Raw genomic sequence first — 25926 nt, forward strand, 5'->3', positions numbered from 1 at the left:
AACGGTATCTTTATGCCAAAAATAAACAAATGGATTTCGTATTTAAAGTTTTAAATAACACACGTCAAATTTTTAAAAATATAATAGAGGAAAATACTTTAGAAGATTTAAATAAAATACCTGAAGGATTTAACAATAATATTATCTGGAATATTGCTCACGTTGTAGTTACCTTGGAAGTGTTAGCTTATAAACTATCGGGTTTAGAAGTTTCTCTGGATAGTGAGATGATAAACAAGTACAAAAAAGACTCGAAACCAGAAGGTGCATTATCGCAAAATGAAGTGGACGAAATTAAAGGCTTGCTTACATCAACTATTAAAAAAGTTGAAACCGATTATAATGCCGGAATTTTTAAAACTTTTAATGAATATACGGTGTCTACAACTGGAAATACCTTAACTAAAATTGAAGACGCTTTACAGTTTGTTTTCTTTCATGAAGGATTACATTACGGGTATGTTTTAGCTCTTTTAAAGGTGGTTAAAAGCTAAATATGGCTGAGACTCGTTGTAGGGAATTAAAAACTCTATAATTCCAGTAGAGTAAGGTGCAATTTCGTAAGTGTTGTAAAGCAAAACGATACCTTCATTGGAATAAGCTATGTTTTTTGGCATTTTAAAATTTGATGGCTCGAATAAACTATTTTTATCTTCAATATTTTTATCGAAATACGTTTCCGATAGTTTTTTAAAGCTCTTATAATCGGTAAATAGGTCAACGTTATCAATAAGATTACCTGTAGTTAAATCGAAATTTTTAAAAATTATTGTAGTAAGCCCATGAGCGCCTCCTTCATAAACATAAGAGGTGATGGCTATTGACGCTAATGCTTCAGATTGATACATGACTTCTACATCAATTTGTGTTTCCCAAGGTGGTGTAGCTTCCTTTACTTCTTCCGAAAAACTGTTATAAGTACTATTAAATAAAGAAATGCCTTCTTCCACAGTTTCTAGAGCCTTTGTATCTGTATCTCTAACCTGCAAAGCATTAATTAAAGCAGCATTAATTTGCCTGTTAATTTTAGAAGTTATTTTTTCATTTCCTTTAGCTAATATGGCGTTTATTGCAACTAGGTTGTTGTTTTCTACATTAAAACTTGTTTCCCTAAATTGAATTGTTTCAGTTTCTTTTTTACAACTAAAAAAGGTGATAAGAATAATAATTAAAGTTGGGAGTATGTGTTTTGTCATGAGGCGTTTTTAACTACCACTAAAAATAAAAAATGCAATTAACAAAGCCTATTAATTGCAAAACCTTAACATTATTTTAAAAATTGAATTTTAATCGAGGTAATAAACATAGCCAAAGTTAAGCCAAACTAACCAGTCGTTATTTCTATTAAACTCTAGCTCATGATTTAGCCCGTCAACCCAATCACTAAAGTAGTATTGCCATCTTAAGTCTAAAAGTAAATCAGATAATTTAGTTAATTTATAACGAACTCCAACACTGGCAACTACAGACCATGCAGAAAACGATGAGGTGTCTATTGGATAATCACGAGTAGCACCACTGTCTAACGGCGGTAAATTAGTTTCATCTTGATACCATCCCGAATATATATTGTCTTCGTTAAATATGTTACCATCGCCATAAGTTGTTGTGGCTTGCGGAGAACTGTAAGTGTAATGTACGCCCAAACTAACAAAAGGAGCAAAACTGTATGCGAAGCCTTGAAAATCTCGAATACTTAAAGGGAAATATTCCAGTTGAGTTCCGATATCTAAGTTGCTTGCAATCCCGCTATGAGCTCGAAGTTTATCGGCATCTAACGAAATTCGGTCTGCACTAACCCATTTACCAAAATGATTTAATTTGGTTCTGTTATAAGAAAGTTCGTTTCTTAATTTAAAATGATCGTTAAAATAAGTGTCGGTAGTGTAACAGTTACAATCTGCTCTATATGAAAAGTTTATGTAGTGAATTAAACCAATTCCTATGCCCGAGTTGCCAAAGTTAGTTTCGTTTTCATCTCTTCCCCCAAAATCCGAACGAAATTGAACAGGACCAGCTATAGCACCAATTTCATGAGAAAATCCTAATTGAGCATTTACGGTTTGTAATGAAACAAACAGTAGGAAGACAGAAACTAAATGTTTCAAGTTAAGCATAATAGGGTTTGTTTTTCTTGAGGCAAATTACTGTTCACAAATATATAAAAACATCGATAACAAACAAATAATATTAGTTGAGTCGCTAATGGTTAATTTTGTATTGCGAAATTATAAAATTATCAACGTTTAAATTGTAGATATCGTATATTTGCTTTAAATTATTATCATTTTAATAAATTACTAATACAACACGATTGTATATGAAAAAAAATATTAAAGAATTTTTAGACCTTGTAAAGCTACGAAATGGTCACGAGCCAGAATTTTTACAAGCTGTTGAGGAGGTTGCCGAAACGGTAATTCCTTATATTGTTAAACACGATATATATTATGGTAAAAATATTTTACTACGAATGGTTGAACCCGAACGTTTAATTTCGTTTAGAGTTTCGTGGGTTGATGATAGTGGTGAAATACAAGTAAATAGAGGATATCGCATACAAATGAATTCGGCCATTGGCCCATATAAAGGTGGTTTACGTTTTCACCCAACAGTAAACGCTAGTATTTTAAAGTTTTTAGCTTTCGAGCAGGTATTTAAAAACTCCCTAACAACATTGCCAATGGGTGGAGGTAAAGGTGGTAGCGATTTCGACCCTAAAGGAAAAAGCGATAACGAAATTATGCGTTTTTGTCATGCTTTTATGAGTGAATTATTTAGGCATATTGGGCCAAATACCGATGTTCCTGCCGGCGATATTGGTGTTGGTGCACGCGAAATTGGTTTCCTTTTTGGTATGTATAAAAAATTACGAAACGAATTTACAGGTGTTTTAACTGGTAAAGGATTGTCTTGGGGAGGTTCGTTAATTCGCCCAGAAGCAACGGGTTACGGTACCGTGTATTTTGCAGAAAGTATGCTTAATACTAAAAATGAATCTGTAAAAGGTAAAACGGTTGTTATTTCTGGTTCTGGAAACGTGGCGCAATTTGCGGCCGAAAAAGTGCTGCATTTGGGAGGTAAAGTGGTTACATTATCTGATTCTTCTGGATATATTTATGATGAAGAAGGGATTGATGAAGCTAAGCTTAAGTTTGTTATGGAACTTAAGAATGTAAAACGAGGGCGCATTAACGAATATGTTAACGCATATCCTAACGCAACGTTTGTGGCTGGAAAAACACCTTGGGAAGTTACTTGCGATATTGCCTTGCCATGTGCAACACAAAACGAACTTAATAAAAATAATGCCGAAACCTTGTTAAGTAATGGTTGTATTTGTGTTAGCGAAGGAGCCAATATGCCATCTACCAAAGGAGCTATTGCCGCATTTCATGATGCTAAAATATTATTTGCTCCTGGTAAAGCATCTAATGCTGGTGGTGTAGCTACTTCTGGGTTAGAAATGTCTCAAAACTCATTGAGGATTAGTTGGACTAGAGAAGAAGTAGACGATCGTTTAAAGGGTATAATGAAAAATATACATGACGCTTGTATAGAATACGGAACCGAAGACGATGGTTATATTAACTATGTTAAGGGTGCAAATATCGCGGGCTTTGTTAAAGTTGCCGATGCTATGTTAGCGCAAGGTATAGTCTAGTAATTTTAAAATTTTATAGTAAAAGCTTCACTTTAAAGTGAAGCTTTTTTGTTTTAGTAGATTATTTTAAACAAAAACTCGTTACTTATAAATATATTTGAACACCTAAAACAATAGTATGCTTAAACACCTTTTTGTTTTAATATTATGTTTATTTACTTCGAGTTTTTTTGCTCAAGATTATTCTGCGCTTTGGGAAGGGCATTTTTCGTACAATGAAATTATTGATGTATCGCAAGGTGATAATAAAATTTTTGCGGCTTCAAATAATGCGGTTTTTTCGTTTAACACGCAAACAAACGATATTGAAGAAATTAGTACTATTCATGGGCTTTCTGGCGAAACTATTTCAACTATTTATTACAGCGAAAGTTACCAATTATTAGTTGTTGGCTATGAGAGCGGTTTAATTGAAGTTGTTTTTAACAATGGTGGCGACGTTTTAACTCTTGTAGATATTGTTGATAAGGTTACTATATCGCCAACAAATAAGAGAATAAATCATTTTAATGCTCTAGAAAACAACTTATATATTGCAACAAATTATGGTATTTCGGTATTTAATTTGGAGCGATTAGAGTTTGGCGACACTTATTTTATTGGTGATAATGGCGGTCAACTAACAGTTAACCAAACAACCATTTATAACGGATTTATTTATGCGGCTTGTTCCGACGGAAATGGTATAAAAAAAGGCCTTTTAACCAACCCTAATTTAATCGATTATCAAAATTGGGATACCGTTAATTCGGGCAGTTGGTTGGGTGTTCAAGCTGTACAAAATAGTTTGTATGCTATAAACACAAATAGATATATATATTCGGGAAATAACGATGTTTTTATTCAATTGCAGCAGATCGAAACAACGCCTATAAAATTTTCCACTACAACAACACATTTAATGGTAACAACCAGCAGTAATGTGTTTGTTTTCGATGCTAGTTTTAATTTAGTAACTCAAGCAGAAATAAACCCCTTGTTTGAAACAGAGTTTACGGCAGCTGCGTTATATTCTGATTATTTATATATAGGGTCTCAAGATTTTGGTATACTAAAAACAAGTATATCCAATGGTTTTGATTATGAAGAAATTCATCCAGATGGGCCGCTTTTAAATGAACCGTTCTCAATTGAAACTTCGCCAGATGGTGTTTGGGTAACCTTTGGGGAGTATGATATTTTTTTTAATCCATATCCGTTAAATAGCCGAGGCATTAGTCATTTAAAAAATAACGAATGGAATAATATTAATTACAGCGAAGTTTTTGAAGCAAAAAGTTTAAATAATATTGCGGTAAATCCTAATAATACAAACCAAGTATTTGTAAGTTCCTTTTTTAGTGGACTATTAGAAATTAACGATGATTTGCCTACCACACTTTATAACGAAACCAACAGTGGTTTAGAATCGTTGGTTTTGGCTAATAATCCTAATTATATTGATATTCGAGTAGGGCCAACCGTATTCGATAACGACGGGCTATTATGGTCTTTAACCAGCTTAGTCGACAAACCATTAAAATCCTTTAATCCAGAAACCAATCAATGGCAAGTTTTTAGTTATACAGATGTTATAGCCGATGGTTTCAATGATGGTAATCTCGGGTTTTCAGATTTAGTTGTCGATAATAATGGTACAAAATGGAGTTCATGTTACGAATATGGTGTAATTGCTTATAACGAGAATTCTAATCCGGTAATTAAAGCCATTTATACCGACGATCAAAACATGCCGCATGAAAGAGCAACGGCTTTAGCCATGGATAATAGAAACCAACTATGGATAGGAACTTACCGCGGTTTAAGAGTACTTTATAATACCTCAAATTTTCTTGAGAGTGACGATGTTCAAGTGTATGAAATTATTATTGAAGAAAACGGTGAAGCTCAAGAACTTCTATATCAGCAGTATATTACAGATATTAAGGTAGACGGATCGAATAATAAATGGGTTGGTACAGATAGTTCTGGGTTATTTTACTTTTCGTCCGATGGGCAAAATACCATTTATCATTTTACAACAGATAATTCGCCATTACCATCAAACAGTATTCGCGATATTGCTTTAAACTACAATAATGGCAAAGTTTATATTGCCACAGATAATGGGTTGGTTTCTTTCTCTTCGGGAAGTTCGGGTACTTTTAATACTTTAGAAAATGTTTATGCGTACCCTAATCCAGTAAGACCAAATTTTGATATTGTTGAGAAAAAAGTAACCATAAAAGATATTTCGGAAAACGTAAATATTAAAATTACAGATATTTCAGGTAATTTAGTGGCAGAAGCACAATCTAACATCAATCAACGATTTAGTGGTTACAATTTAGAGATTGATGGTGGTACTGCTTACTGGAACGGCAAAAACTTAGCCAATAATGTGGTTGCTTCGGGGGTGTATTTAATTATGCTTTCAGACCTCGATACGCTCGAAACCAAGGTTGTAAAACTAATGGTAGTACGCTAATGTTAATTACTACAAATGCCATTGTGCTTTCTAAATTGCGTTATAAAGATAACGACCTAATTGTTACATGCTATACAGAGGAAAAAGGCGTTTTAAGCTTTTTATTGCGTGGTGTATTAAAAAGTAAAAAAGGCGGATCGAAAGTAGCTTATTATCAGCTTTTATCTCAAATTCAAATGGTTGTTAATTACAAAGCCAAAAGTAGCTTGCATAGTGTAAAAGAAACCAAACCAATTCATATTTATTCAAGTTTACATACTAATGTTGTAAAAAGTGCTATTGTTATGTTTTTGGCAGAAGTACTTGCAAACACTTTAAAAGAAGAAGAACAAAACAAAACCCTTTATAGTTATCTCGAAAATACTTTGCTTTGGTTGGATAGTCAACAAACATTTGCGAACTTTCATTTATTGTTTTTATTAAACCTTACCAAGTATTTGGGTTTTTATCCAGATGTTTCATTATTAAAGTATCCTTATTTTAATTTATACGAAGGCGAATTTCAGTTAGAGGCATCAAATAAGTATTGTATTTCTGGTGAAAATTTAGAATTATTAAAAACCCTTTTAGGCATAAATTTTGAGGCACTTTCTTCAGTTAAAATTAGTGCAAAACAAAGGCAACAATTTTTAAATACTATTTTGCTTTATTTCGAGCTACATTTAGGTACCTTTAAAAAACCAAAATCGTTGCAAATTTTTAACCAAGTATTTAGTTAATGAAGTATTTCTACTTAGCTTGTAGTATACTATTTTCGGTAATAACACAGGCGCAACAAATAAAAGTTTTAAACTCTAAAACCAACGAACCGCTTTTTGGAGTGGCTATTTACAATGTAGATAAAACCAAAAGTGTGGTTACAAATTTTAGAGGTGAAGCTAATATTTCGGAATTTACAAATACCGAAATTATATATTTTAAGCATTTATCGCATTTACTAAAACGCGTGCAAAAGACAGATATAAAGTTTAACAAGGTGTTTTTAGTTGCTAATACACAAGGTTTGGACGAAATTGTAATTTCGGCTTCAAAATTTGAACAAAACAAACGCGACATTCCCCAAAAAATAATAAGCAGTAATGCCGAAGATGTTACTTTAAATAATCCGCAAACAAGTGCCGATTTATTGGAGCAAACAGGGCATGTTTTTGTACAGAAAAGCCAATATGGAGGTGGTAGCCCCATGATTCGCGGTTTTTCTACCAACAGGCTTTTAATTACGGTCGATGGTGTACGCATGAATAATGCGATTTTTAGAAGCGGAAATCTTCAAAATGTAATTTCTATCGATCCGTTTTCGATACAAAATACCGAAGTTACTTTAGGAGCAGGTTCTGTTATTTACGGTAGCGATGCCATTGGTGGCGTTATGAGTTTTTATACTCAAAAACCTCAGTTTTCGCACAATAATAAATTGCATTTAAAGGCAAATGCCATAACCAGATACACTAGTGCGAGTCATGAAAAAACAGGACATTTCGATATTAATTTAGGTTTAAACAAATGGGCATTTGTTACTAATATAAGTTACAATGACTTTGATGATTTAAAAATGGGTAGCCATGGGCCAAACGCCTATTTAAGAAACGAGTATGTTGTTACTACTCCAAATGGCGACGAAATTGTTAGTAACAGTAACCCTTTAATACAACGATATTCTGGGTACAATCAATTAAACTTAATGCAAAAAATAAAATTTCAACCTAAAAGTAATTTAAGTTTCGATTTAGGTTTGTTTTATACAAAAACATCGAGTTATTCACGCTACGACCGATTGATACGATACCGAGACGACTTACTAAGATCGGCCGAATGGAATTACGGGCCACAAAAGTGGTTTATGTCTAACCTACAAATTACTAAACTAAGCAGTAGTTCTAATTTATACGATAAAATAAAAGCCACGTTAGCGTATCAAAACTTTCAAGAAAGTAGGTTAGATCGCGATTATCAATCCGTAGAAAGAAATATTAACGAAGAAGCAGTCGATGCTGTATCGTTTAACTTAGATTTAGAAAAAACCTTAGGACCAAAATTAGAGTTGTTTTATGGTGGTGAGTATGTGTTTAATCAAGTAAAATCAACTGGAAAAACGGAATTTATCGATACCAATACTTATCAAAATGCGTTGTCACGTTACCCAAATGGGGCTACTTGGCAATCGGCAGCTGTGTATAGTAGTATAAAATACAAGCCGCAACCTCATTTTGTGTTTCAGTCGGGTTTACGATATAATTATGTAGCTAGTAAGGCTAGTTTTGTTGAGAGTAATGTGTTTTTAAATTTACCTTTTTCAAAGGCGCATAACGATTCTGATGCGCTTACTGGAACCGCAGGTATAAGTTGGGCTCCAAACCCAATTATTCAATGGAAATTAAATGCTTCTTCTGCATTTAGGGCACCCAATATCGACGATGTTGGCAAGGTGTTCGATTCCGAACCTGGCTCGGTGGTTGTGCCAAATAACAACCTAAAGCCGGAATATGCTTATGGGGGCGAACTTGGTGTTGTTTTAAATTTTAACAATACAGTTGTTTTAGATTTAAATACGTATTACACCTATTTAAACAATGCTTTAGTACGTCGCGATTACCAATTAAATGGTGAAACTGAAATTATTTATAACGGCGAACTTAGTAATGTACAGGCTATGCAAAATGCATCGAAAGCATGGATTTATGGTTTTGAAGTTGGCGGAAAAATAAACTTTACAAACAAACTTAAATTAACCGCGCAGTACAATGTAGTTGGTGGTACCGAGGTTAACGATGGTATTGAAGTTCCTGTGCGGCACGCGTCGCCTAGTTTTGGAAATGCGCATTTTACATGGCGCGATAATAAGTTTACACTCGATGCTTTTACTAATTTTAGTGATAGTTTTTCGTATTTGCAATTAGCACCATCGGAGCAGGAAAAGGATTATATTTATGCTGTCGATGCCAATGGCAATCCGTACAGCCCGTCGTGGTACACTTTAAATTTACGCACACAATACCAAGTAACACCAGCAGCAAGAGTAACCGCAAGTCTCGAAAATATTACCGACCAGCGCTATAAAACCTACTCTTCTGGAATTGCGGCAGCAGGACGAAACTTTATTATAGCCTTACAGTATAGTTTATAAAATTAAAAACTCCCATAAAACATTAGTTTTATGGGAGTTAATAAATTAAGTTCAGGGGGAAGATATTTAATTATTATTAGTTTTTAATCGCTTTTTTGTTTAAAACTTGACCGTTTTCAAGCTCAACTTTTGCTATATAAATTTTATTTTTCAAGTTGTTTAGCTGAAATATTTCGGAGGAACTATTCCCGCTGAAGTTGTAAATTTCGCGACCTACTAAATCTAAAATTTTAACCGACTTTATGGTTTCGTTACTTGAAACACTAAACTTTACATAATTGTTTTCTAAATTAATAATAGAGAGTTTGTTAGTATTAGTGTTAAAAGTTTCTGTATTTAAAACAGTAGCATTAAAAACAATTTCGAAACGATTGTTAAACACACCGGTTTCCGATGTAAAACTATAATCGGTATCACTTAAATTATGTGTTTTGTTTAACAAGTTGTCTTTTAAAATTACCATATTATTACCTAAAAATTCACCTTCAAAATTGGCTAGGGATATTGTGTAAATGGTAGGTTGATTAATGTTTGAACTAAACCCAAGTTTAATAACTTCGTTGGTGGTTAAACTACTCGAGTGTTTTCCTTGAATAGCAAATTTAGTGCTTTCGTTTTCTATTGATGAGTATAATACAGCTGGTAAACTGCTTATAGAAAGTCGAGGTGCATCGTAAGTTAAACCATCCATTCCGTTAGTTGCGCCATCAACATAGGCTATTAAAATTTGGTTAAACACCCCATTATCTGAAGTTAAGTTAAGCCAAAGTCTGTTTGCCGTTGAGGTTTCTTCTTTAGTGCTTGTTGTTTTAAAAAACTGTGTATTACTTGAAACATCTGCCATTCGCATAGCATTAGTAAAAGTTGCGGTGCCACCAGCACCAAGTCCTGCTACAAAAAAGCCTTGACCAGAAGGGATGTATTGATTTGGAGTTGTTCCGCTACCTCCTGGAGATGTAGTTATACTGCCCGAACCAACAGCGTAAATAGCATAATCGTTTTTACTAAAGTTTAAATTTTGATTACCTGCATTGGCAGCATCTGGTGGTGTGGCTTGCGACCATAAATAAGCTGCGCCGTCTATAACAGTATTGTTTGCTGCATAAAAGGCATCAAAATCTATCGCCGAAGGATATGGGTTACCAATAAAATTCCAGTTTTGTGCTGGTGCTATGTTGGCGGCGTTTGTTGAAATGGTAACGGTTTTATCTCCGGTGTTAAATGCGCCTTCAAAAGTGTAATAACCTTGTGCTCCTAAAGCAGAATGTGAGCGAGGTTCTGTTACAGCATATCCCATTCCAGGTATCATCGTATTTGCTCCGTAGGCAATTTGCCAATCGTTGCCATCATCATCAATATCATCGGGGATACCATTTGTAGTTCCTACCGAATGTTCATCAACAAAATTTGCAGCTTCAAACCAAAAGCGTCTGTCGCCATCTACATCTGGAAAAACGCTTTCTATTGTTTCACCATCAACAGGCGAACTCCAATAGGTGTAATAATACCATTTGTCTTTAAATGGTGTAGTCTTGTTTACTCGCGCCAAACCTGTTGGGCTTACAGTAAAAGTGGCAGCGTCGTCGTTTTGCTTAAAATTGGCTGTTGTTTGTACAATTATGGTACCATCAACCTGCACATCGTTATTTACATCAACATAAGTGCCATCGGAAACATTAAGAATATAACCAGCATTAACGGTTAAACTACAAGTTGTAAAGCTACCGTCAACCGAAGTGGTGTAATCTCCGTTAATAATGGCATTTAAAGTTGAATCTGGCCCTACACCGTTATTCCAATTGGCACCGTCCCAGGTGATAGTATTAGAACAAGGTTCGCAACTATATGAGCAAGTTCCTAAATTACTGTGGCTACCACTTCCATTTGTAAACGACCAATTTGCTGAATTAGACACATCAGCAAACAAAAGAGCTTGGTTGGTTTCGGTGGTACAATCGTGAGATCCATTATCAAAATCACCAAAATTAATTGCTGAAACTCCATCGGCTAAACCAGGAGGAACGGCGCTCGTGTTGGTTGTTATTGTGGTATTAGTCCAGCCTGTTGTGCTACCAAAATTTATAGCATATAAAAAATTGGGAGTTGTTGTATTTCCTTGAAATGCCAAAATTTGGTCTCCACTATTGTTTAAACCGAAATTAGAATCAGTTTCGACAGCGTTTGCTATGGAGGCATTAACAGGGTCTACATCAATAACAACCTGAGTTCCACAAGGTAAATAAGATGTAGATGTCCAGGTAATTACACCTTCTCCAAAGGCTCCTGTTCCAGTATATCTAAAATCGTTGGTAGTATTATCCCAGCCATTATCCGTAAAATTTATAGATGTCCCAGCATCGATACTAGTTAATAGGATAAAAGAAAATTGATCTGGATTTCTAGAATTAAATCCATTTATAGCTATATCCCCAACAGATAATATAGTTTGAGATGTACTTATATTTATGGCGAGGAGAATTAGTATTAAGGTAATTTTTTTCATAGCGTGAGGGATTTTGTTTTGGATACGTTTTAAAGTATCAGATTTGGTGTTTTATTTTAATTTATTATGGTTTCAATGTTTATTTTTGAGCGCATGCAGCAACTCAAAAAAACATATACACTACAAGAGGCTATTAAAAAATTGGAGCATTATTGTGCATATCAAGAACGTTGTCATAAAGAAGTGCGGCAAAAATTAGTGACTATGCATATGATACCCGAAGCTATCGATACGGTAATCGTTCACCTGTTACAGCACAACTTTTTAAACGAAGAACGTTTTGCCAAAACCTTTGTTAGAGGCAAGTTTAGAATTAAGAAATGGGGGCGTCGTCGATTAACTTTAGAACTAAAGAAAAAGGACATAAGCAAAGCTAATATAAATGAGGCTTTCAGAGAAATTAATGATGCGGAATACATCGAGGTTTTTAATGATTTAGCCGAAAAGAAAGCGAATAGCATGACCGAGCCTAATAAGCTAAAGAAAAAAAAGAAGCTGGTAGATTTTTTGCTTTATCGGGGTTGGGAATCGCATTTGGTATACGATAAAGCTAACGAATTGTTTAAATAATTGGTGCTTTGATTTTAGTTTGGCTTATTACTAAATTTTTAAAAAACTGCCCAAATTAAGTCTACCCACGAAACAAAAAGAAATCATCTTTCATATCTTCAATTTGCGCATCTTCGTTGGTAATGATATAGTCGATGGCTTGCGACGTAAAAGCATTGCCTTTTTCGGTTAACGACACAATGTTTTTATTAAACTTAATCATGTTGTTTTTTAAGGCTAAATCTAGCACGGTTTTGCTTCTTATTTTTTGCCAATTTATATGTTCGTTTAAGTGGTTTACATGGCGTTCTCTTTCATCGGTATGATTTTTTAAATGCAATAAAAACGTTAGTAAAAGTACTTCGGTGCGTTGTTGCTTTTCGCGATATAAAACAGCAATAACACCTTTGTTTGGAGCAAATAAATACACTAATAAAAAGATGATGCCTAACATGGTGGTTATGGAGCCAGATATGGAAGCGTCTAAACCATGTGCCAACCAATAGCCAGAAATGGCCGAAAATATGCCAAAACCAACCGAGTAAAAAAGCATCTTTTTTAAATCGGTAGTTAATAAGTAGGCTGTTGCAGGTGGCGCAATCATTAAAGCAACTACTAAAATGGCTCCAACGGCATCAAAAGCTCCAACGGTTGTAATAGATGAGACCGTCATGAGACCGTAATGAATTACAGCCGGCGAAAACCCAAGCGAAGCTGCTAAACCAGCATCAAAAGTGCTTACTTTAAGTTCTTTAAAAAAGGCAAAAAGCAGTGCGATGGTAATAAGTAGAATGCTGCCGATAATCCATAAGGATTTTGGACCAACATCTGCTCCAGAAATTACCATTCTATCGAAAGGAGCAAAGGCGAGTTCGCCAAGTAAAACGGCATCGACATCTAAATGGACATCGTTAGCATTTTTAGCAATTAAAATAACACCAATACTAAATAAGGTTGGAAATACTAAACCTATAGCGGTATCTTCTTTTACTAAACCCGTTTTTTGAATGTATTCTACTAAAACAACGGTTATAATTCCGGTTAATGCAGCCAATAAAATAAGTAATGGCGAATTTAAATCTTGGGTAATAAAAAAACCGATGACTATGCCTGGTAAAATAGAATGACTAATAGCATCGCTTATCATGGCCATTTTACGAAGCACCAAAAATGTACCCGGAATAGCGCAAGCAATTGCAACAATACTTGCAATAAGTTGTATTTCTAATTGTGCGTTACTCATTGGTTTTGTTTTGCTGATTGTATAAATTTGATGCCGTTTTGTAACCTTCTTCGGTTAAGCTCCACATGTTTCCATCTAACTTTACAAAATTCTTTTTTTCTAGTTTTTGAAGTGTTCCGCGAGTGTAACCATGGAAATTATTTAAAATTTTAATAGCATGCGGATGCGAAATATTATCGTGATCTTCGGCGATATGAAACATAAATGTTAGGGTTTTATGAAGCTGTAAATCGCGACGGTTTTTTATAAATCGTATTTGTTTAAATAGTAATCCGCGACTTGGTGAGAATACAAACGAAAATAGCACAAAAACACCTGCAATTATAACGATAACCGGACCAGTAGATAAATTGTTTTGTGTGGCGCTAATGGCAGTTCCAAATACACCAGAAAACGCACCAAATAGTGCTGCTAAAAACACCATAGTGCTTAGTTTGTTTGTCCATTGGCGAGCTGCTGCAGCTGGTGCCAGTAACATAGCGCTCATTAAAACTACGCCAACAGTTTGCAAGCCTAAAACAATGGCTAAAACTATAAACGAGGTTATTAAAACATCGATAAACTTGGTATTAAAACCGAGTGTTTTGGTGTAATCGGCATCAAATAAAAGTATTTTAAATTCTTTCCAGAAAAACAATAACACCAGTAAACATATACCTGAAACTAAAGCCATAAGCCATACATCGCTTTCAACAAGTGTTGCGGCTTGACCAAATAAATATTTATCTAATCCTGCTTGATTGGCATTGGGTTGTTTTTGAATAAACGTAAGCAATAACATACCGAAACCAAAAAATAAGGATAGAATTAAACCTAAAGCGGTATCGGATTTTAAATGCGTTTTTTTAACAATGCCTCGAATCCAGAACGTGCCAATTAAGCCGCTAACTAAAGCACCAATTAATAAAATGTTTGAATCTTTTGTTCCGGTTAATAAAAAAGCAATGGCAATACCTGGTAATGCAGCATGAGAAATAGCATCGCCCAACAAACTTTGTTTTCGTAATACTGCAAAACTGCCTAACATACCTGTTACCGCACCTAAAATAGCTGTGCCCAACGTTATGGTGCGCAGTGTGTAGTCTGTAAAAAGAAGTTCTATGTATTCTTTAATATTCATTGTTATATTTCCGCGAAAGCGAAAAATTAATTTTTAGTTAGTTTTTTATGCATTTCAAATTCATCATAATCCACATGGTCTAAAGTTACAATTACGGGTTTTGTAATGCTGTAATTTTTAGATTTATAAAAGGCTACAGCCGATGGCGTTGCAATTAAAAATAATTCTTTTTGTTTTTGCTCTAAGGCATAATTTTCAATAAAATGAATTAATTCTGAACCTAAGCCTTTACCGCGCATGTGATGGCTAACGTAAAATCCAACAATCCAATTATCTTTTAATCCAATAGTACCAACAAGTTTGTTATTTATAAAGGCGCAAAAAACGGTACGTTCTTGCAATTGCGCTTTTATGCGTGCTGGCGTATTGTATTTTTGCCAAGTTGTGGCTTGAATGGTATTGTAATTATTCGGGTTATGTGTTGCCGATGTATTAATGACTAAATAGCTAATTTTATTTGCATCTTCGAGTTTTGCTCGTCTTATTTCCATAATGTTACTTATGAATACTTACTTTGTAATTTATGCCATAGGTTTTTGTTAAATAATCGTCGTTAAATATATCTTTTACTGGGCCTGTGGCTATTTTTTTTACGTTTAAAAAGGTAACCCAATCGAAATATTCTGGAACAGTTTGCAAATCGTGATGTACTACAATTACTGTTTTTCCAGCTTTTCGTAAGGCTTTTAAAATGTTTATAATGGCAATTTCGGTGGTGGCATCTACACCTTGAAATGGCTCATCCATAAAATAAATTGAGGCATTTTGCACCAAGGCTCTGGCTAAAAATATACGTTGTTGCTGGCCGCCAGATAACTGACTTATTTGTCGGTTTTTAAAAGGAAGCATGCCTACTTTTTCTAAAGCTTCAAGCGCTTCTTTTTTTTGTTTTTGCCCTGGGCGTTTTATCCAACCCAAATTGCCGTAAGTTCCCATCATAACAACATCGAGTGCTGTGGTAGGAAAATCCCAATCTACACTACCTTTTTGTGGCACGTAGGCTACCAGTTTTCGTTGCTTATCGTATGGCTTTCCGTAAATGGACACACTTCCAGCAATAGGTTTTAAAATACCTAAAATAGATTTTATTAGAGTTGATTTTCCTGCACCATTAGGCCCAACAATAGCCATAAGAACGCCTTCGGGAATTTCTAAATCGATATCCCAAAGTACCGGTTTGTAATTGTAGGCTACGGTAAGGTCGTCTACTTTTACAGCGATTGGTGTTGTTTTATTTTTAATATCAATCATAACCTATTGTTCTGTTGACTGTTTGTTTATTTTGTTTCATTCATTTTTTGCTTGTCCAAAAAACGAATCAAAAAAGGACATTCAAGTCGAGGAATTTTTTATTTCGATAAAAAAATCGAAATAAAAACCGATTTGAAAACTCCGCGTCGAACTCCGTTCTCCTGATTTCGGAGCTTTTCTTCATCTATTCTGCGCCTTGACTTTCAATTCAAAAGAATTGATTTGGGACTTTACTTTTTGCTTTTTTTTAGTTTAAACACAAAGAACAGTTCTAGATTACTCTACTTGTTCGAGGCTTTCAATGCTTCAACAATAGTTTTTACATTGTATTGAAACATGCCTATATAAGTGCCTTCTGCTGTTCCTGCTGTTCCTAATGCATCGGAATATAAAGTTCCGCCAATAGCGACCTCGTGATTTTTCGATTTTACTGCGGCTTGCAAAGCTTCAATGGTACGTTTTGGTACCGAGCTTTCTACAAAAATGGCTCGTACTTTATGTTCTATAATAAATGCGGCTAATTTTTGTACATCTTGCACGCCTGCTTCTGTTGCTGTTGAAATACCCTGCAAACCAACAACTTCAAAATTAAAAGATTTTCCAAAATAATTAAATGCATCGTGGGCTGTTACTAAAATGCGTTGTTCTTTTGGTAAAGCTTCAATGGTTTTAGTTATTTCAGCTTTTAAAGTTATTAATTGCGCTTTGTAATTTTCCCAATTTTTTCTGAAAGTTTCTGCTTGTTCAGGTAATTCTGCTTCAAGGGTTTTCGATACAAAAGCTCCGGCTTGTAACCAATAATCTATGTTAAACCAAATGTGCGGATCATAATTTGATGCAAAATACTCAGAGCCAATTAAGGTGTTTTTATCTAAAGCATCGGCAATAGCAATGGTTTTTTTGTTTTTCATTTTTTCGAAAACTTCAACCAACTTACCTTCTAAATGTAAACCGTTATAAAAAATTATATCGGCATTGGCTAACTTAGTAACATCACCTTCGCTGGCTTTATAAAGGTGCGGATCGACACCGCTTCCCATTAAACCTTTTACATATACAACATCGCCACCAATGTTTTTAACCAAATCGGTTATCATGGTTGTTGTGGTTACTATTTGCAGTTTTCCTGATGCTTTTTTTTCGTTTTTACAGCTTAAAAGAAGTAAACTTAAAATGAAAATAATGCTGTATTTTTTCATGTGTCTAAAAATTTATTACGAATGTACTAAAATTTGATTTATGCTGTGCGATTTATGTAGTTTGAAATGCTTTTAAACCGAAGTTGTATAATGATTTAGACTATTTTCTAGATAAAAGGTCTAGTAGTTTTTCACTGTCTAAATATTCAAAAAAGCGTTCAGATATTATAAATTGTTCATTTAAAATTACAGTCGCTGGAAGTGAAAAAGGAATGTTTTTACGAGAAGCTAGTAGTAAAGGAATTTGATGTGTTGGATTTCGTTTTTTCCCTATTTCCTTATTAATAAAAGTCTCGTTACCAAAGGTTATAGTATCGGTAGTTTCGGCATTCATTTTTACAGCATAATAGTCTTTATTTAATTTTGAAATTACGCTCTTATCTTTAAAGGCAACCTTATCCTTTTTTTTGCAATAAACACACCAATCTGCATAGAAGTTAATAAATACTTTTTTAGGTTTTATGGCCAGAGAATCTTCTAATTGACTAAATGATAACCAATTTATGGCATTTGTGTTTTGGGCTATTATGGTTTGTTGAATATACAGCCCTAAAAGCGTAGAAAGTATAACTAATTTTAATTTCATATTAAAAAATAAAGACTGCATTACTAGTGTTTGGCTTTCAAATAACACTAAAAAGGAATACAGCCTTTAAGATAGTTTGTTATTAATGAAACTTACCAAACTTTAGCCCCAAAAATAGTGTTCTTGGTTGGTTGGGGCCGTAAACATAATCGGAGTCACGACCTGCCCCCGTATCAAAATCGTTTTGATAGCTGTTAAAAATGTTTTTAACGCCTCCAGAAATGGTAACCATAAAATCTTCGCTAAAATCGAAGTGACTTTCTAATTTTAAATTAAGATCGAAAAACGGATTAACTTCATTTAAAGCTAAAAAGCCAGTGTCGCTAATTACCAATGGTACAGTCATTTTACCAGTGTAAGTACTTGTAAGGTCTACGTTAAATTTTTTACTAGGCAACCATGAAGTATTTAAATAACCGTAAACATTTGGTACACGAACAAATTCTTCAATAATAATATCGGTTTCTCCTGGAGTGCCATCTGTTTCAAAAAGTGTTTGTGGGTTACTATATTTACTACGTTGCAAAGTGCCACCTAGTTGAAAACGCCATTCTGTATTTGGAGAAACTCCAAATTCGAAATTAGCCCCATAAACGTTTGCGCTTTCGCCGTTTCGTACTTCCTCTAAAATAGAACCGTTTTCTAGAGTTGCGCCAGTACTCACTAGGGTAAAAGGGTCTTGAATATTGGTGTAAAACCCTTCTAACAGAAAATCTAATTGTAATAAATTAATAGATTTTGAGTAATTAATAGAACTTGTAAAGGCGTTGGAGTATTCGGTATTTAAATCGTTCGATAAAATTACAAATTGTGGTTCGCCGCCAACGCTAGCAATGTGCAAATCTTCGTTAAAAGCTTGGGGCGCTCTAAATCCGCGCGCATAACCACCTCGCAGTCTAATTGCTTCTGTTATTAAATACGATAAAGTTAATCGTGGCGATATTGCTGTTTGGTTTAAATCTATTTCGCGAGATACATCGCGAATAGTATAATTGCCATTAATATTTACATTGTCTAGCCTTGTTCCTATTAAAGCTGTAAATTTTTTGGTTGGTTTCCATTGGTATTGTGCATAGGCACCAAGGGCATTTACGCTTTGGTCTATCAATCTGTTATAACCAGGAATTATATCTTCAGTATTTGTAATGTTATATTCGGCACCGGCCGTAAAAACATCGTTATTTTTTAGGTATTTTGTGTATTGTGCACCGTTAACCCACGCTAAATCTTTAGTTGTGCCAAAGGCGTTATTGGCTAATATGCTGTCTTCTGCTGTTCTTCCGCCACCAAGACCACCGTAATAACTACCACGGTTTGTGTATGATACCGATGTGTAAAGTTGAAATTTGTTGGTGTTATCTTTACTGTTTATTTCGTAATCTGCCCCGGCAATAAAGGTGTCGTGATCTAACTCTTCGGTTATATCTGTAAACTGTGGTGCTAGATCTAGGCGATTACCTCCGCGGCGGTATTCGCGAATGGCGTTTAAGTTTATTGAAATTCTGCTTTGATCGTTAGGCCTTACAAACGCTTTGGCACCAACGGTGGTATTGCGTAGTTTGGTTATTTCTGTAAATCCGTCGTTATTAGCATCGTATTCGTCTCTGTTTCTGTAAGTTCCGTATATTGTAATGCCACTATTTAAGTTATCAGCAACCGTTGATGTGTTGAACGTTACATTTCTATCTAAAGCATCGCCGTCTATAATTCCTAAACTACTACCAATTTCCCAGATGTTTAAAACAGGGTCTTTTGTAATAACATTTACAGTTCCTGCAATAGCGTTAGAGCCGTAAAGTGCAGAACCGCCACTACGAACAACTTCAATTCTATCTATTATGTTGGTTGGTATTTGCTCTAAACCATAAACGCCCATAAGCGATGTAAAAACGGGACGACTGTTTAGTAAAATTTGAGTGTATCCGCCATCTAAACCGTTTAATCGTACTTGGGTAAACCCGCAGTTTTGGCAATTTGTTTCCACCCTAACACCTGGTGAAAATTTTAAGCCATCTGCTAAGGAAACCGATTGCGTTGCATTAAGTAAACGAGGTTTAATTGAAGACACTACAACAGGAGCAGTTTTGCGTTCTACACGGTTTCTTGTGGCGCTAACAACAACTTGTTCTAAATCCAAAATATCCTCAATAAGTGTGAAATCAAGTTTTATTTTTTCATCATTATTAAGATTAATTTCTTTTTTTAAAGTACGGTAACCTTGCGATTTTACAACCAATACGTTTTTACCACTAGTTAGCTCTAGCGTGTAATTGCCATCTATATCTGTGTTAACCCCGTTCTCACCGTTTTCTACATAAACACTGGCATAAGGCACTGGGCCATTTTTAGATTCGATTTTGCCAAATACTATTGATTTTGATTCTTGGGCATGCATTGTTAAGCTTATAAAAATAGCCACAAGCATCAAACTAATTTTATTCATAATAAATATTTTGTTTTATGTATCTAATTTAAAATTTAGACAAATCTAAAAATATGTTTTTGATTAAAAAAATTTATCTTTGTGAAAAATTAGATTTTGACTTTAGCTGAAGAGAATTACATTAAAGCGATATATCATTTAGGCTTTAATGGTACAGAAACTGTAAACACAAATGCCATTGCAGAGGCTATGAATACCAAAGCATCTTCTGTTACCGATATGATTAAAAAATTATCTGAAAAGAATTTTGTGGATTATAAAAAGTATCAGGGTGTTACCTTAACCGATGATGGTAGGTTTATTGCGGTTAATATGATTAGAAAACACAGGTTGTGGGAAGTGTTTTTGGTAGAAAAATTAAATTTTAATTGGGATGAAGTACATGAGGTAGCAGAACATTTAGAGCACATTAAATCTAAAAAATTAATTAATCAGCTCGATAAGTTTTTGGGTTACCCAACACACGATCCGCATGGCGAACCAATTCCTGATGCTTCCGGTCAAATTAAAAAGATGGATAAAATACTGTTATCTGAAGCTTTAGAGAATAGCAGTTGTATTTGTGTTGGTGTTCAAGATTCTTCTGTTGAGTTTCTTCAGTATTTAGATAAAAATAATATAGCCTTGGGTGCTACTTTAAAAGTTTTGCAAATAGAACCTTTTGATAATTCTGTTACTATTAAAATAAACGAAAAAGAATTGGTGGTTTCGAATGTAATTGCAAAAAACTTGTATGTAAAAGTGCAGTAATGCCTCTTTTAAAAAGTAAAAAAAAATCTCTTAGCAATTAATTTGTTAAGAGATTTTTTAATTTAAAGGTATTAGTTAGCGTTAGCTTTTAAAGCGTACGTTTTTAGTTATAAATTTTGGAAACTTTTTTATTGGTGTTAACGTGAGTTGTTTGTAATAGCATTCGGCAGCTTCAGACTGTATTTGTATTTCGCCTTCGTTTAAAATAGTGCCGTCGTGTTTTCTAGCATTTTCTACCACCATTACAATTTCGCCGTTTACTAAATGTACCGCATTGTTGCCAATAACATAAATTTCTAAAAGGTTCCATTCGCCATGTGGTTTATCGTGCTCTGAAGCCGCATGAATGTAGCCTTTGCCTACCGAGTAAACTTCAGAATTTGGGTCGAATCGTTTTTCTTCTTTAAAATCGCCTCTAATATCGGTAATTGGCGAACCTACTTTTGGTTTTGCTGAGTTTCCGCCTAAGGGAATAAAATCACCTAAATCACTTTCTTGCACTTGGTATTCTAAACAGGTTTTCCAGGTATTCCAAAAACGCCCATGCGGCCCGTAGCAATGGTATAAAATACCGCTATCGCGTTTTTTGTCTAATCGTGGTTCCCACTTTTTGTCGCCCCATTTAAATAATACACTTAAATGATAATTTGAGTAAGATGCTTTTGATGATATACAACCAAATATTTCGCCCGTAATTTTTAAAACAGGTTCACCATGTTCTTCAATAATAGAAAACACATTTTTTAAGTTGTTGTTTAAACCTATAGGTTCGCCCGAATTCATTTTATTCGATTGATAGGTGCCTTCTGGTAAATTTGTAACCGAGGAATGTGGAATGCTTAGCCAGATATCAAAATGGCTTAAATCTTTATCTAATAAAGCAATAGATTGTCCTTTTTTTTGAGAAAAAGCTGCCATACCAATGCAGGCAAACAGCAAAAATAATTGTTTGGTTTTCATATGTTTAGTTTGGTTTACACCAAATATATGAATTATGTAAAACAAAAAACCTGCAAATTTGTAAAATAAAATTGCAGGTTGGTTTTATGTTTTAAAACGTAATATTTTATTCCTTTTCCCATTCGGTATGGAAAATGCCTTCTATGTCTAATCTTTCGTAGGTATGCGAACCAAAATAATCGCGTTGCGCTTGTATTAAATTTAATGGTAAACGACTAGAGGTGTAAGCATCAAAATACGTTAACGAATTTGATAAACCTGGTACAGGAATTCCGCTTTTAGCAGCATAACTTACCAAGGTTCTTGCCGAAGCTACAGTAGACTGTACTTTTTCAACAAATTTTGGTGCTAAAAGTAAATTTTTAAGTTCTGGATTATCGTTGTAAGCTTCAGTAATATCGGCCAATAAAGCAGCTCTAATAATACAACCGGCTCTCCAAATTTTGGCAATAACAGCTAAATCGCAGCCATAACCATATTCTTTCGATGCATCTGTTAATTGGTGTAAACCTTGTGCGTAGGTTATAATAAATGCAAAATACAAGGCTTCTTCGGCTAGCTTAGTTAATTCAGCTTTATCAATAGGTTCGGGTGTTGGTCTGCCGTATAATTCATCAGCTAAAATACGTTCGTCTTTTAATGCCGAAATTTCACGCATGCTCACCGCAATATCTATACTTGGTACAGGAATTCCTAAATCCATGGCGTTTTGCGATGTCCATTTTCCAGTTCCTTTTTGTTTGGCTTTGTCTAGAATTTTATCAACTAAATCGCCATCACCTTTATCATCTTTTTCAGTAAAAATATCGGCAGTAATTTCAACTAAAAACGATTGTAATCTTCCCGAATTCCATTCAGAATATGTTTTATGAAGCTCGCTGTTAGTTAAACCACCTGCTTTTTTAAGTAAATCGTAAATTTCGCTAGTAAGTTGCATTAAGCCATACTCAATACCATTGTGTACCATTTTCACATAGTTTCCGGCCGATTTTTTACCCATGTAAGCCACACAAGGTTCGCCTTTGTATTTTGCAGAAACCGCTTCAAAAATGGGTTGCACTACTTTATAAGCCTCGGCATCGCCACCAGGCATAATACTTGGTCCTTTTCTGGCGCCTTTTGCGCCACCAGAAACACCAGCTCCAAAAAAGTGAATGCCTTTTTCTTCTAAATAGGCATCTCTACGATCGGTATCTGTGTAAAACGAGTTTCCGCCATCAACAATAATATCACCTTTATCTAAATGCGGAATTAAGCTATCTATTACAATATCAACCACTTTTCCAGCAGGCACTAAAAGCATAATTTTTCGTGGTGTGCTAAGGGAGCCAATAAATGTTTTTAAATCGGACGAGGCATTTACTTTTTCTGTATTTCCGCCTTCTTCAATTAAAGCATCTACCTTTTCTTGATCTAAATCGTGGCCAAATGCCGAAAAGTTGTTGTCTGCTACATTTAATATAAAATTGCGGCCCATTACACCAAGACCAACTAATCCGAAATCGTATTTTTTATCGCTCATAATTTGTAGTTAAATTTAAGTGAAATCGACTAAAATCCTTTAAACACCTAGAAAATAAAGCGTATATTGAATGCCGAAAAACACAGTGTTTCAAAAGTAAAATAAATTATTTAGTTATTAATGAAATAGGTTTTAAAAAAGCTTACTTTTCAATAAATTAACAAAACAATATGAAGTCTATGGACGAGCAGATGCTTATCATTTTTGGTGCATCGGGCGATTTAACAAAACGAAAATTAATACCTGCGCTTTACGATTTACATAAAGGTAACTTTTTACCGGAAAATTTCGTGGTTTTAGGAACTAGTAGAAGTGATTTAACAGACGACGATTTTAGAAATCGAGTGGTTTTTAATAGTGAATTTTTAAATGATGAAGCAGAAAATAGCGACGAAACAAAAGCGGAATTTGCAAAAAAACTTTTTTATAAAGATTTAGGTGATGGCTACGATACTGATTTTACACCGCTAAAAGAGAGAATACACGAGCTTAATACCAAGTTTAAAATAAATCACAATTTTGTATTCTATTTTTCATTGCCACCAAGTATTTACGAAACCGTTGCTAAAAATTTAGCAGCTGTAGATTTAAGTGTTGAAGGTGTTGGATGGAAACGTTTAATTGTTGAAAAACCCTTTGGTTATAGCTTAGAAACAGCAAAACAATTAAACATTGGCTTACAAAAGTATTTTAAAGAATCGCAAATTTACCGAATAGACCACTATTTAGGTAAAGAAACGGTACAAAACTTATTGGTAACCCGTTTTTCTAATACCATTTTTGAGCCGCTTTGGAATCGAAATTACATTCGTCACGTAGAAATTACAAATGCCGAAAGTGTTGGGGTTGGTAACCGCGGAGGGTATTACGACAAATCTGGTGCATTGCGAGATATGTTTCAAAATCACTTAATGCAAATTGTATCTATAGTTGCTATGGAACCACCCATTAGCGACGATCCTGAAGAAATTAGAAACGAAAAGGTAAAAGCGTTAAAAGCACTGCGAATTATGGATGATGAGCAAACTCTTTTTGATCATACGATTCGCGGTCAATACACAAGTGCCATAATAAATGGCGAGACCGTAAAAGGTTACCGTGAAGAAGAAGGTGTAGATCCAGAATCGACCACAGAAACCTTTGCAGCTATTAAATTTTATATAGATAATTGGCGTTGGAAAGATGTGCCTTTTTATGTGCGTACTGCTAAGCGAATGCCAACAAAAGTTACTGAAATTGTAATACATTTTAAACCGTCGCATCATCATATTTTTAAAGATCAAGATTTTGATACCGATAATAAACTTATTATCCGTATTCAACCAGACGAAGGTATTTTAATGAAGTTTGGTGTAAAAGTTCCAGGACAAGGCTTTAATGTTGAGCGTGCTAATATGGATTTTTATTATTCCGATTTAGATGAAGGCGATAATATTATGGAAGCTTACGAACGCTTGTTGCTCGATGCTATGCAAGGCGATGCTACGCTTTATGCACGTGCCGATGAGGTTGAAGCAGCTTGGGCTTTTGTAGACCCTATTTTAAAATATTGGAACGAAAGCAAATCGGCCATTGTACATGGTTATTCGGCTGGTGTTTGGGGGCCGTTGCATGCCGATGATTTAATTGAAGGACGTGGTTTTTGGAGAAACCCTTGTGAAAACTTAGCCGATGAGCCTTCGTATTGCGTATTAAATATAAACAATAATGGAACTGAAAATTTATAAAGACAAAGCCGAAGTTGCCAAATACTTCGCGATATATTTAAAAGAATTAATTAGAACTAACGATAAATTAACCATTGCCTTATCTGGTGGAAGTACACCAAAAGTGATTTTTGATTATATCGCCGAAAACTTTAACGATTTAGATTGGAGCAAAGTGTTTTTGTATTGGGGCGACGAGCGTTGCGTACCACCAACAAACGAGCAAAGTAATTACTTAATGACGGTAGAGCATTTAATATCTAAGATTGATATACCTAAAGAAAATATTTTTAGAGTTTTAGGTGAAGAGTGCCCAAATGAAGAAGCCAAACGCTACGCTATGGTTTTAAATGAAACTTTAGAAATAGAACATGATGTTCCGCAATTCGATTTAGTTATTCTTGGAATGGGTGATGATGGGCATACTGCTTCTATTTTTCCTCACGAAATAAACCTTTGGGATGCTGCCGAAAGTTGCGTTGTGGCGACACATCCAGAATCGGCACAAAAACGTGTGTCTATTACCGGTAAAATTATTAATAATGCGAAGCAAGTAGCCTTTTTAGTAACCGGAGCGAGTAAAGCAGAAAAAGTGGACGAAATTATTAATACTGCCGAAGTTTCTAAAAACTATCCTGCAACTTTAGTAAAGCCAACAAGTGGTAATTTATATTGGTTTTTAGATGAAGATGCAGCCGAAAAAATAAAATAATTTAGCAACCACAATCACCATTACCACACGACTTTTTTGAAGATTTTTTGCTTTTAAAAACAAATTTCTTCAATAAAAACACCACTGCAACTACTAACGTAGATATAACGAGTATGTTTTGTATCAA

Annotated in this window: 21 protein-coding genes; 9 read left to right on the top strand and 12 right to left on the bottom strand. The window is 34.6% G+C overall.

What is annotated here, in order from left to right; translation table 11 throughout:
* Positions 1 to 29: 29 nt before the first annotated feature.
* Positions 30 to 494, top strand: coding sequence for a DinB family protein (locus LG651_RS04015; RefSeq protein ID WP_226694861.1), 465 nt, complete (start codon positions 30 to 32; stop codon positions 492 to 494).
* Here LG651_RS04015 and LG651_RS04020 read toward each other — a convergent pair.
* Both LG651_RS04020 and LG651_RS04025 read right to left on the bottom strand, forming a co-directional pair.
* Positions 474 to 1196, bottom strand: a complete 723-nt coding sequence (locus LG651_RS04020) for a DUF3298 and DUF4163 domain-containing protein (protein WP_226694862.1) — start codon at positions 1194 to 1196, stop codon at positions 474 to 476. The two genes, LG651_RS04015 and LG651_RS04020, sit on opposite strands and share 21 nt — an antisense overlap.
* 90 nt (positions 1197 to 1286) lie before the next feature.
* Positions 1287 to 2117, bottom strand: coding sequence for a THC0290_0291 family protein (locus LG651_RS04025; RefSeq protein WP_226694863.1), 831 nt, complete (start codon positions 2115 to 2117; stop codon positions 1287 to 1289).
* A gap of 203 nt (positions 2118 to 2320) precedes the next feature.
* Between LG651_RS04025 and gdhA the strand changes: the two genes are divergently transcribed.
* The 4 genes from gdhA (at position 2321) to LG651_RS04045 (ending at position 9255) form a co-directional block, all read left to right on the top strand.
* The gene (gene gdhA / locus LG651_RS04030; RefSeq protein WP_226694864.1) at positions 2321 to 3664 is read left to right on the top strand and encodes an NADP-specific glutamate dehydrogenase; all 1344 of its coding nucleotides are present in this window, start codon (positions 2321 to 2323) and stop codon (positions 3662 to 3664) included.
* Between the two features lie 118 nt (positions 3665 to 3782).
* Positions 3783 to 6131 carry a type IX secretion system anionic LPS delivery protein PorZ gene (gene porZ / locus LG651_RS04035; RefSeq protein ID WP_226694865.1) on the top strand — a complete coding sequence of 783 codons (2349 nt, stop codon included), beginning with the start codon at positions 3783 to 3785 and terminating at the stop codon, positions 6129 to 6131.
* Positions 6131 to 6850, top strand: a complete 720-nt coding sequence (gene recO, locus LG651_RS04040) for a DNA repair protein RecO (RefSeq protein ID WP_226694866.1) — start codon at positions 6131 to 6133, stop codon at positions 6848 to 6850. Before porZ ends, recO begins: the two co-directional genes overlap by 1 nt.
* A complete protein-coding gene (locus tag LG651_RS04045; RefSeq protein ID WP_226694867.1) occupies positions 6850 to 9255 on the top strand; it encodes a TonB-dependent receptor plug domain-containing protein in 2406 nt (801 codons plus the stop codon). The genes recO and LG651_RS04045 overlap by 1 nt, the downstream gene beginning before the upstream one ends.
* A 76-nt stretch (positions 9256 to 9331) precedes the next feature.
* Here the strand turns inward: LG651_RS04045 and LG651_RS04050 are convergent, their stop codons facing one another.
* Complete coding sequence (locus tag LG651_RS04050; protein ID WP_226694868.1) at positions 9332 to 11758, bottom strand: T9SS type A sorting domain-containing protein; 2427 nt, start codon at positions 11756 to 11758, stop codon at positions 9332 to 9334.
* A 93-nt stretch (positions 11759 to 11851) separates the two neighbouring features.
* Here LG651_RS04050 and LG651_RS04055 point away from each other — a divergent pair, with 93 nt between their 5' ends.
* Complete coding sequence (locus LG651_RS04055; RefSeq protein WP_226694869.1) at positions 11852 to 12328, top strand: regulatory protein RecX; 477 nt, start codon at positions 11852 to 11854, stop codon at positions 12326 to 12328.
* Positions 12329 to 12389: 61 nt separating this feature from the next.
* Here the strand turns inward: LG651_RS04055 and LG651_RS04060 are convergent, their stop codons facing one another.
* The 7 genes from LG651_RS04060 to LG651_RS04090 all read right to left on the bottom strand — a co-directional run bounded on the left by LG651_RS04060 (position 12390) and on the right by LG651_RS04090 (position 20149).
* Entirely contained in the window at positions 12390 to 13550 is a 1161-nt protein-coding gene (locus LG651_RS04060) for a metal ABC transporter permease (protein ID WP_226694870.1), read from the bottom strand.
* Complete coding sequence (locus tag LG651_RS04065) at positions 13543 to 14670, bottom strand: metal ABC transporter permease (RefSeq protein WP_147132257.1); 1128 nt, start codon at positions 14668 to 14670, stop codon at positions 13543 to 13545. Before LG651_RS04065 ends, LG651_RS04060 begins: the two co-directional genes overlap by 8 nt.
* A 26-nt stretch (positions 14671 to 14696) precedes the next feature.
* Positions 14697 to 15161, bottom strand: coding sequence for a GNAT family N-acetyltransferase (locus tag LG651_RS04070; RefSeq protein WP_226694871.1), 465 nt, complete (start codon positions 15159 to 15161; stop codon positions 14697 to 14699).
* A gap of 4 nt (positions 15162 to 15165) precedes the next feature.
* Complete coding sequence (locus LG651_RS04075; protein WP_226694872.1) at positions 15166 to 15921, bottom strand: metal ABC transporter ATP-binding protein; 756 nt, start codon at positions 15919 to 15921, stop codon at positions 15166 to 15168.
* Positions 15922 to 16202: 281 nt separating this feature from the next.
* Entirely contained in the window at positions 16203 to 17120 is a 918-nt protein-coding gene (locus LG651_RS04080; RefSeq protein WP_226694873.1) for a metal ABC transporter solute-binding protein, Zn/Mn family, read from the bottom strand.
* Positions 17121 to 17220: 100 nt separating this feature from the next.
* Entirely contained in the window at positions 17221 to 17727 is a 507-nt protein-coding gene (locus LG651_RS04085; RefSeq protein WP_226694874.1) for a thioredoxin family protein, read from the bottom strand.
* A gap of 61 nt (positions 17728 to 17788) precedes the next feature.
* Positions 17789 to 20149 carry a TonB-dependent receptor gene (locus tag LG651_RS04090; protein WP_226694875.1) on the bottom strand — a complete coding sequence of 787 codons (2361 nt, stop codon included), beginning with the start codon at positions 20147 to 20149 and terminating at the stop codon, positions 17789 to 17791.
* A gap of 93 nt (positions 20150 to 20242) precedes the next feature.
* Between LG651_RS04090 and LG651_RS04095 the strand changes: the two genes are divergently transcribed.
* A complete protein-coding gene (locus tag LG651_RS04095) occupies positions 20243 to 20899 on the top strand; it encodes a metal-dependent transcriptional regulator (protein WP_226695010.1) in 657 nt (218 codons plus the stop codon).
* A gap of 81 nt (positions 20900 to 20980) precedes the next feature.
* Here the strand turns inward: LG651_RS04095 and LG651_RS04100 are convergent, their stop codons facing one another.
* The gene (locus tag LG651_RS04100; protein WP_226694876.1) at positions 20981 to 21859 is read right to left on the bottom strand and encodes a 3-keto-disaccharide hydrolase; all 879 of its coding nucleotides are present in this window, start codon (positions 21857 to 21859) and stop codon (positions 20981 to 20983) included.
* Between the two features lie 106 nt (positions 21860 to 21965).
* On the bottom strand, positions 21966 to 23381 hold the full coding sequence (gene gndA, locus LG651_RS04105; RefSeq protein WP_226694877.1) for an NADP-dependent phosphogluconate dehydrogenase: 1416 nt from the start codon (positions 23379 to 23381) through the stop codon (positions 21966 to 21968).
* Between the two features lie 170 nt (positions 23382 to 23551).
* Here gndA and zwf point away from each other — a divergent pair, with 170 nt between their 5' ends.
* Together zwf and pgl are read left to right on the top strand one after the other, a co-directional pair.
* On the top strand, positions 23552 to 25108 hold the full coding sequence (zwf, locus tag LG651_RS04110) for a glucose-6-phosphate dehydrogenase (RefSeq protein WP_226694878.1): 1557 nt from the start codon (positions 23552 to 23554) through the stop codon (positions 25106 to 25108).
* Positions 25089 to 25799, top strand: a complete 711-nt coding sequence (pgl, locus tag LG651_RS04115) for a 6-phosphogluconolactonase (protein ID WP_226694879.1) — start codon at positions 25089 to 25091, stop codon at positions 25797 to 25799. The genes zwf and pgl overlap by 20 nt, the downstream gene beginning before the upstream one ends.
* The last annotated feature ends 127 nt before the right edge of the window (positions 25800 to 25926 follow it).

The sequence above is a fragment of the Neotamlana sargassicola genome, assembly GCF_020523965.1.
Classification (GTDB): domain Bacteria; phylum Bacteroidota; class Bacteroidia; order Flavobacteriales; family Flavobacteriaceae; genus Neotamlana; species Neotamlana sargassicola.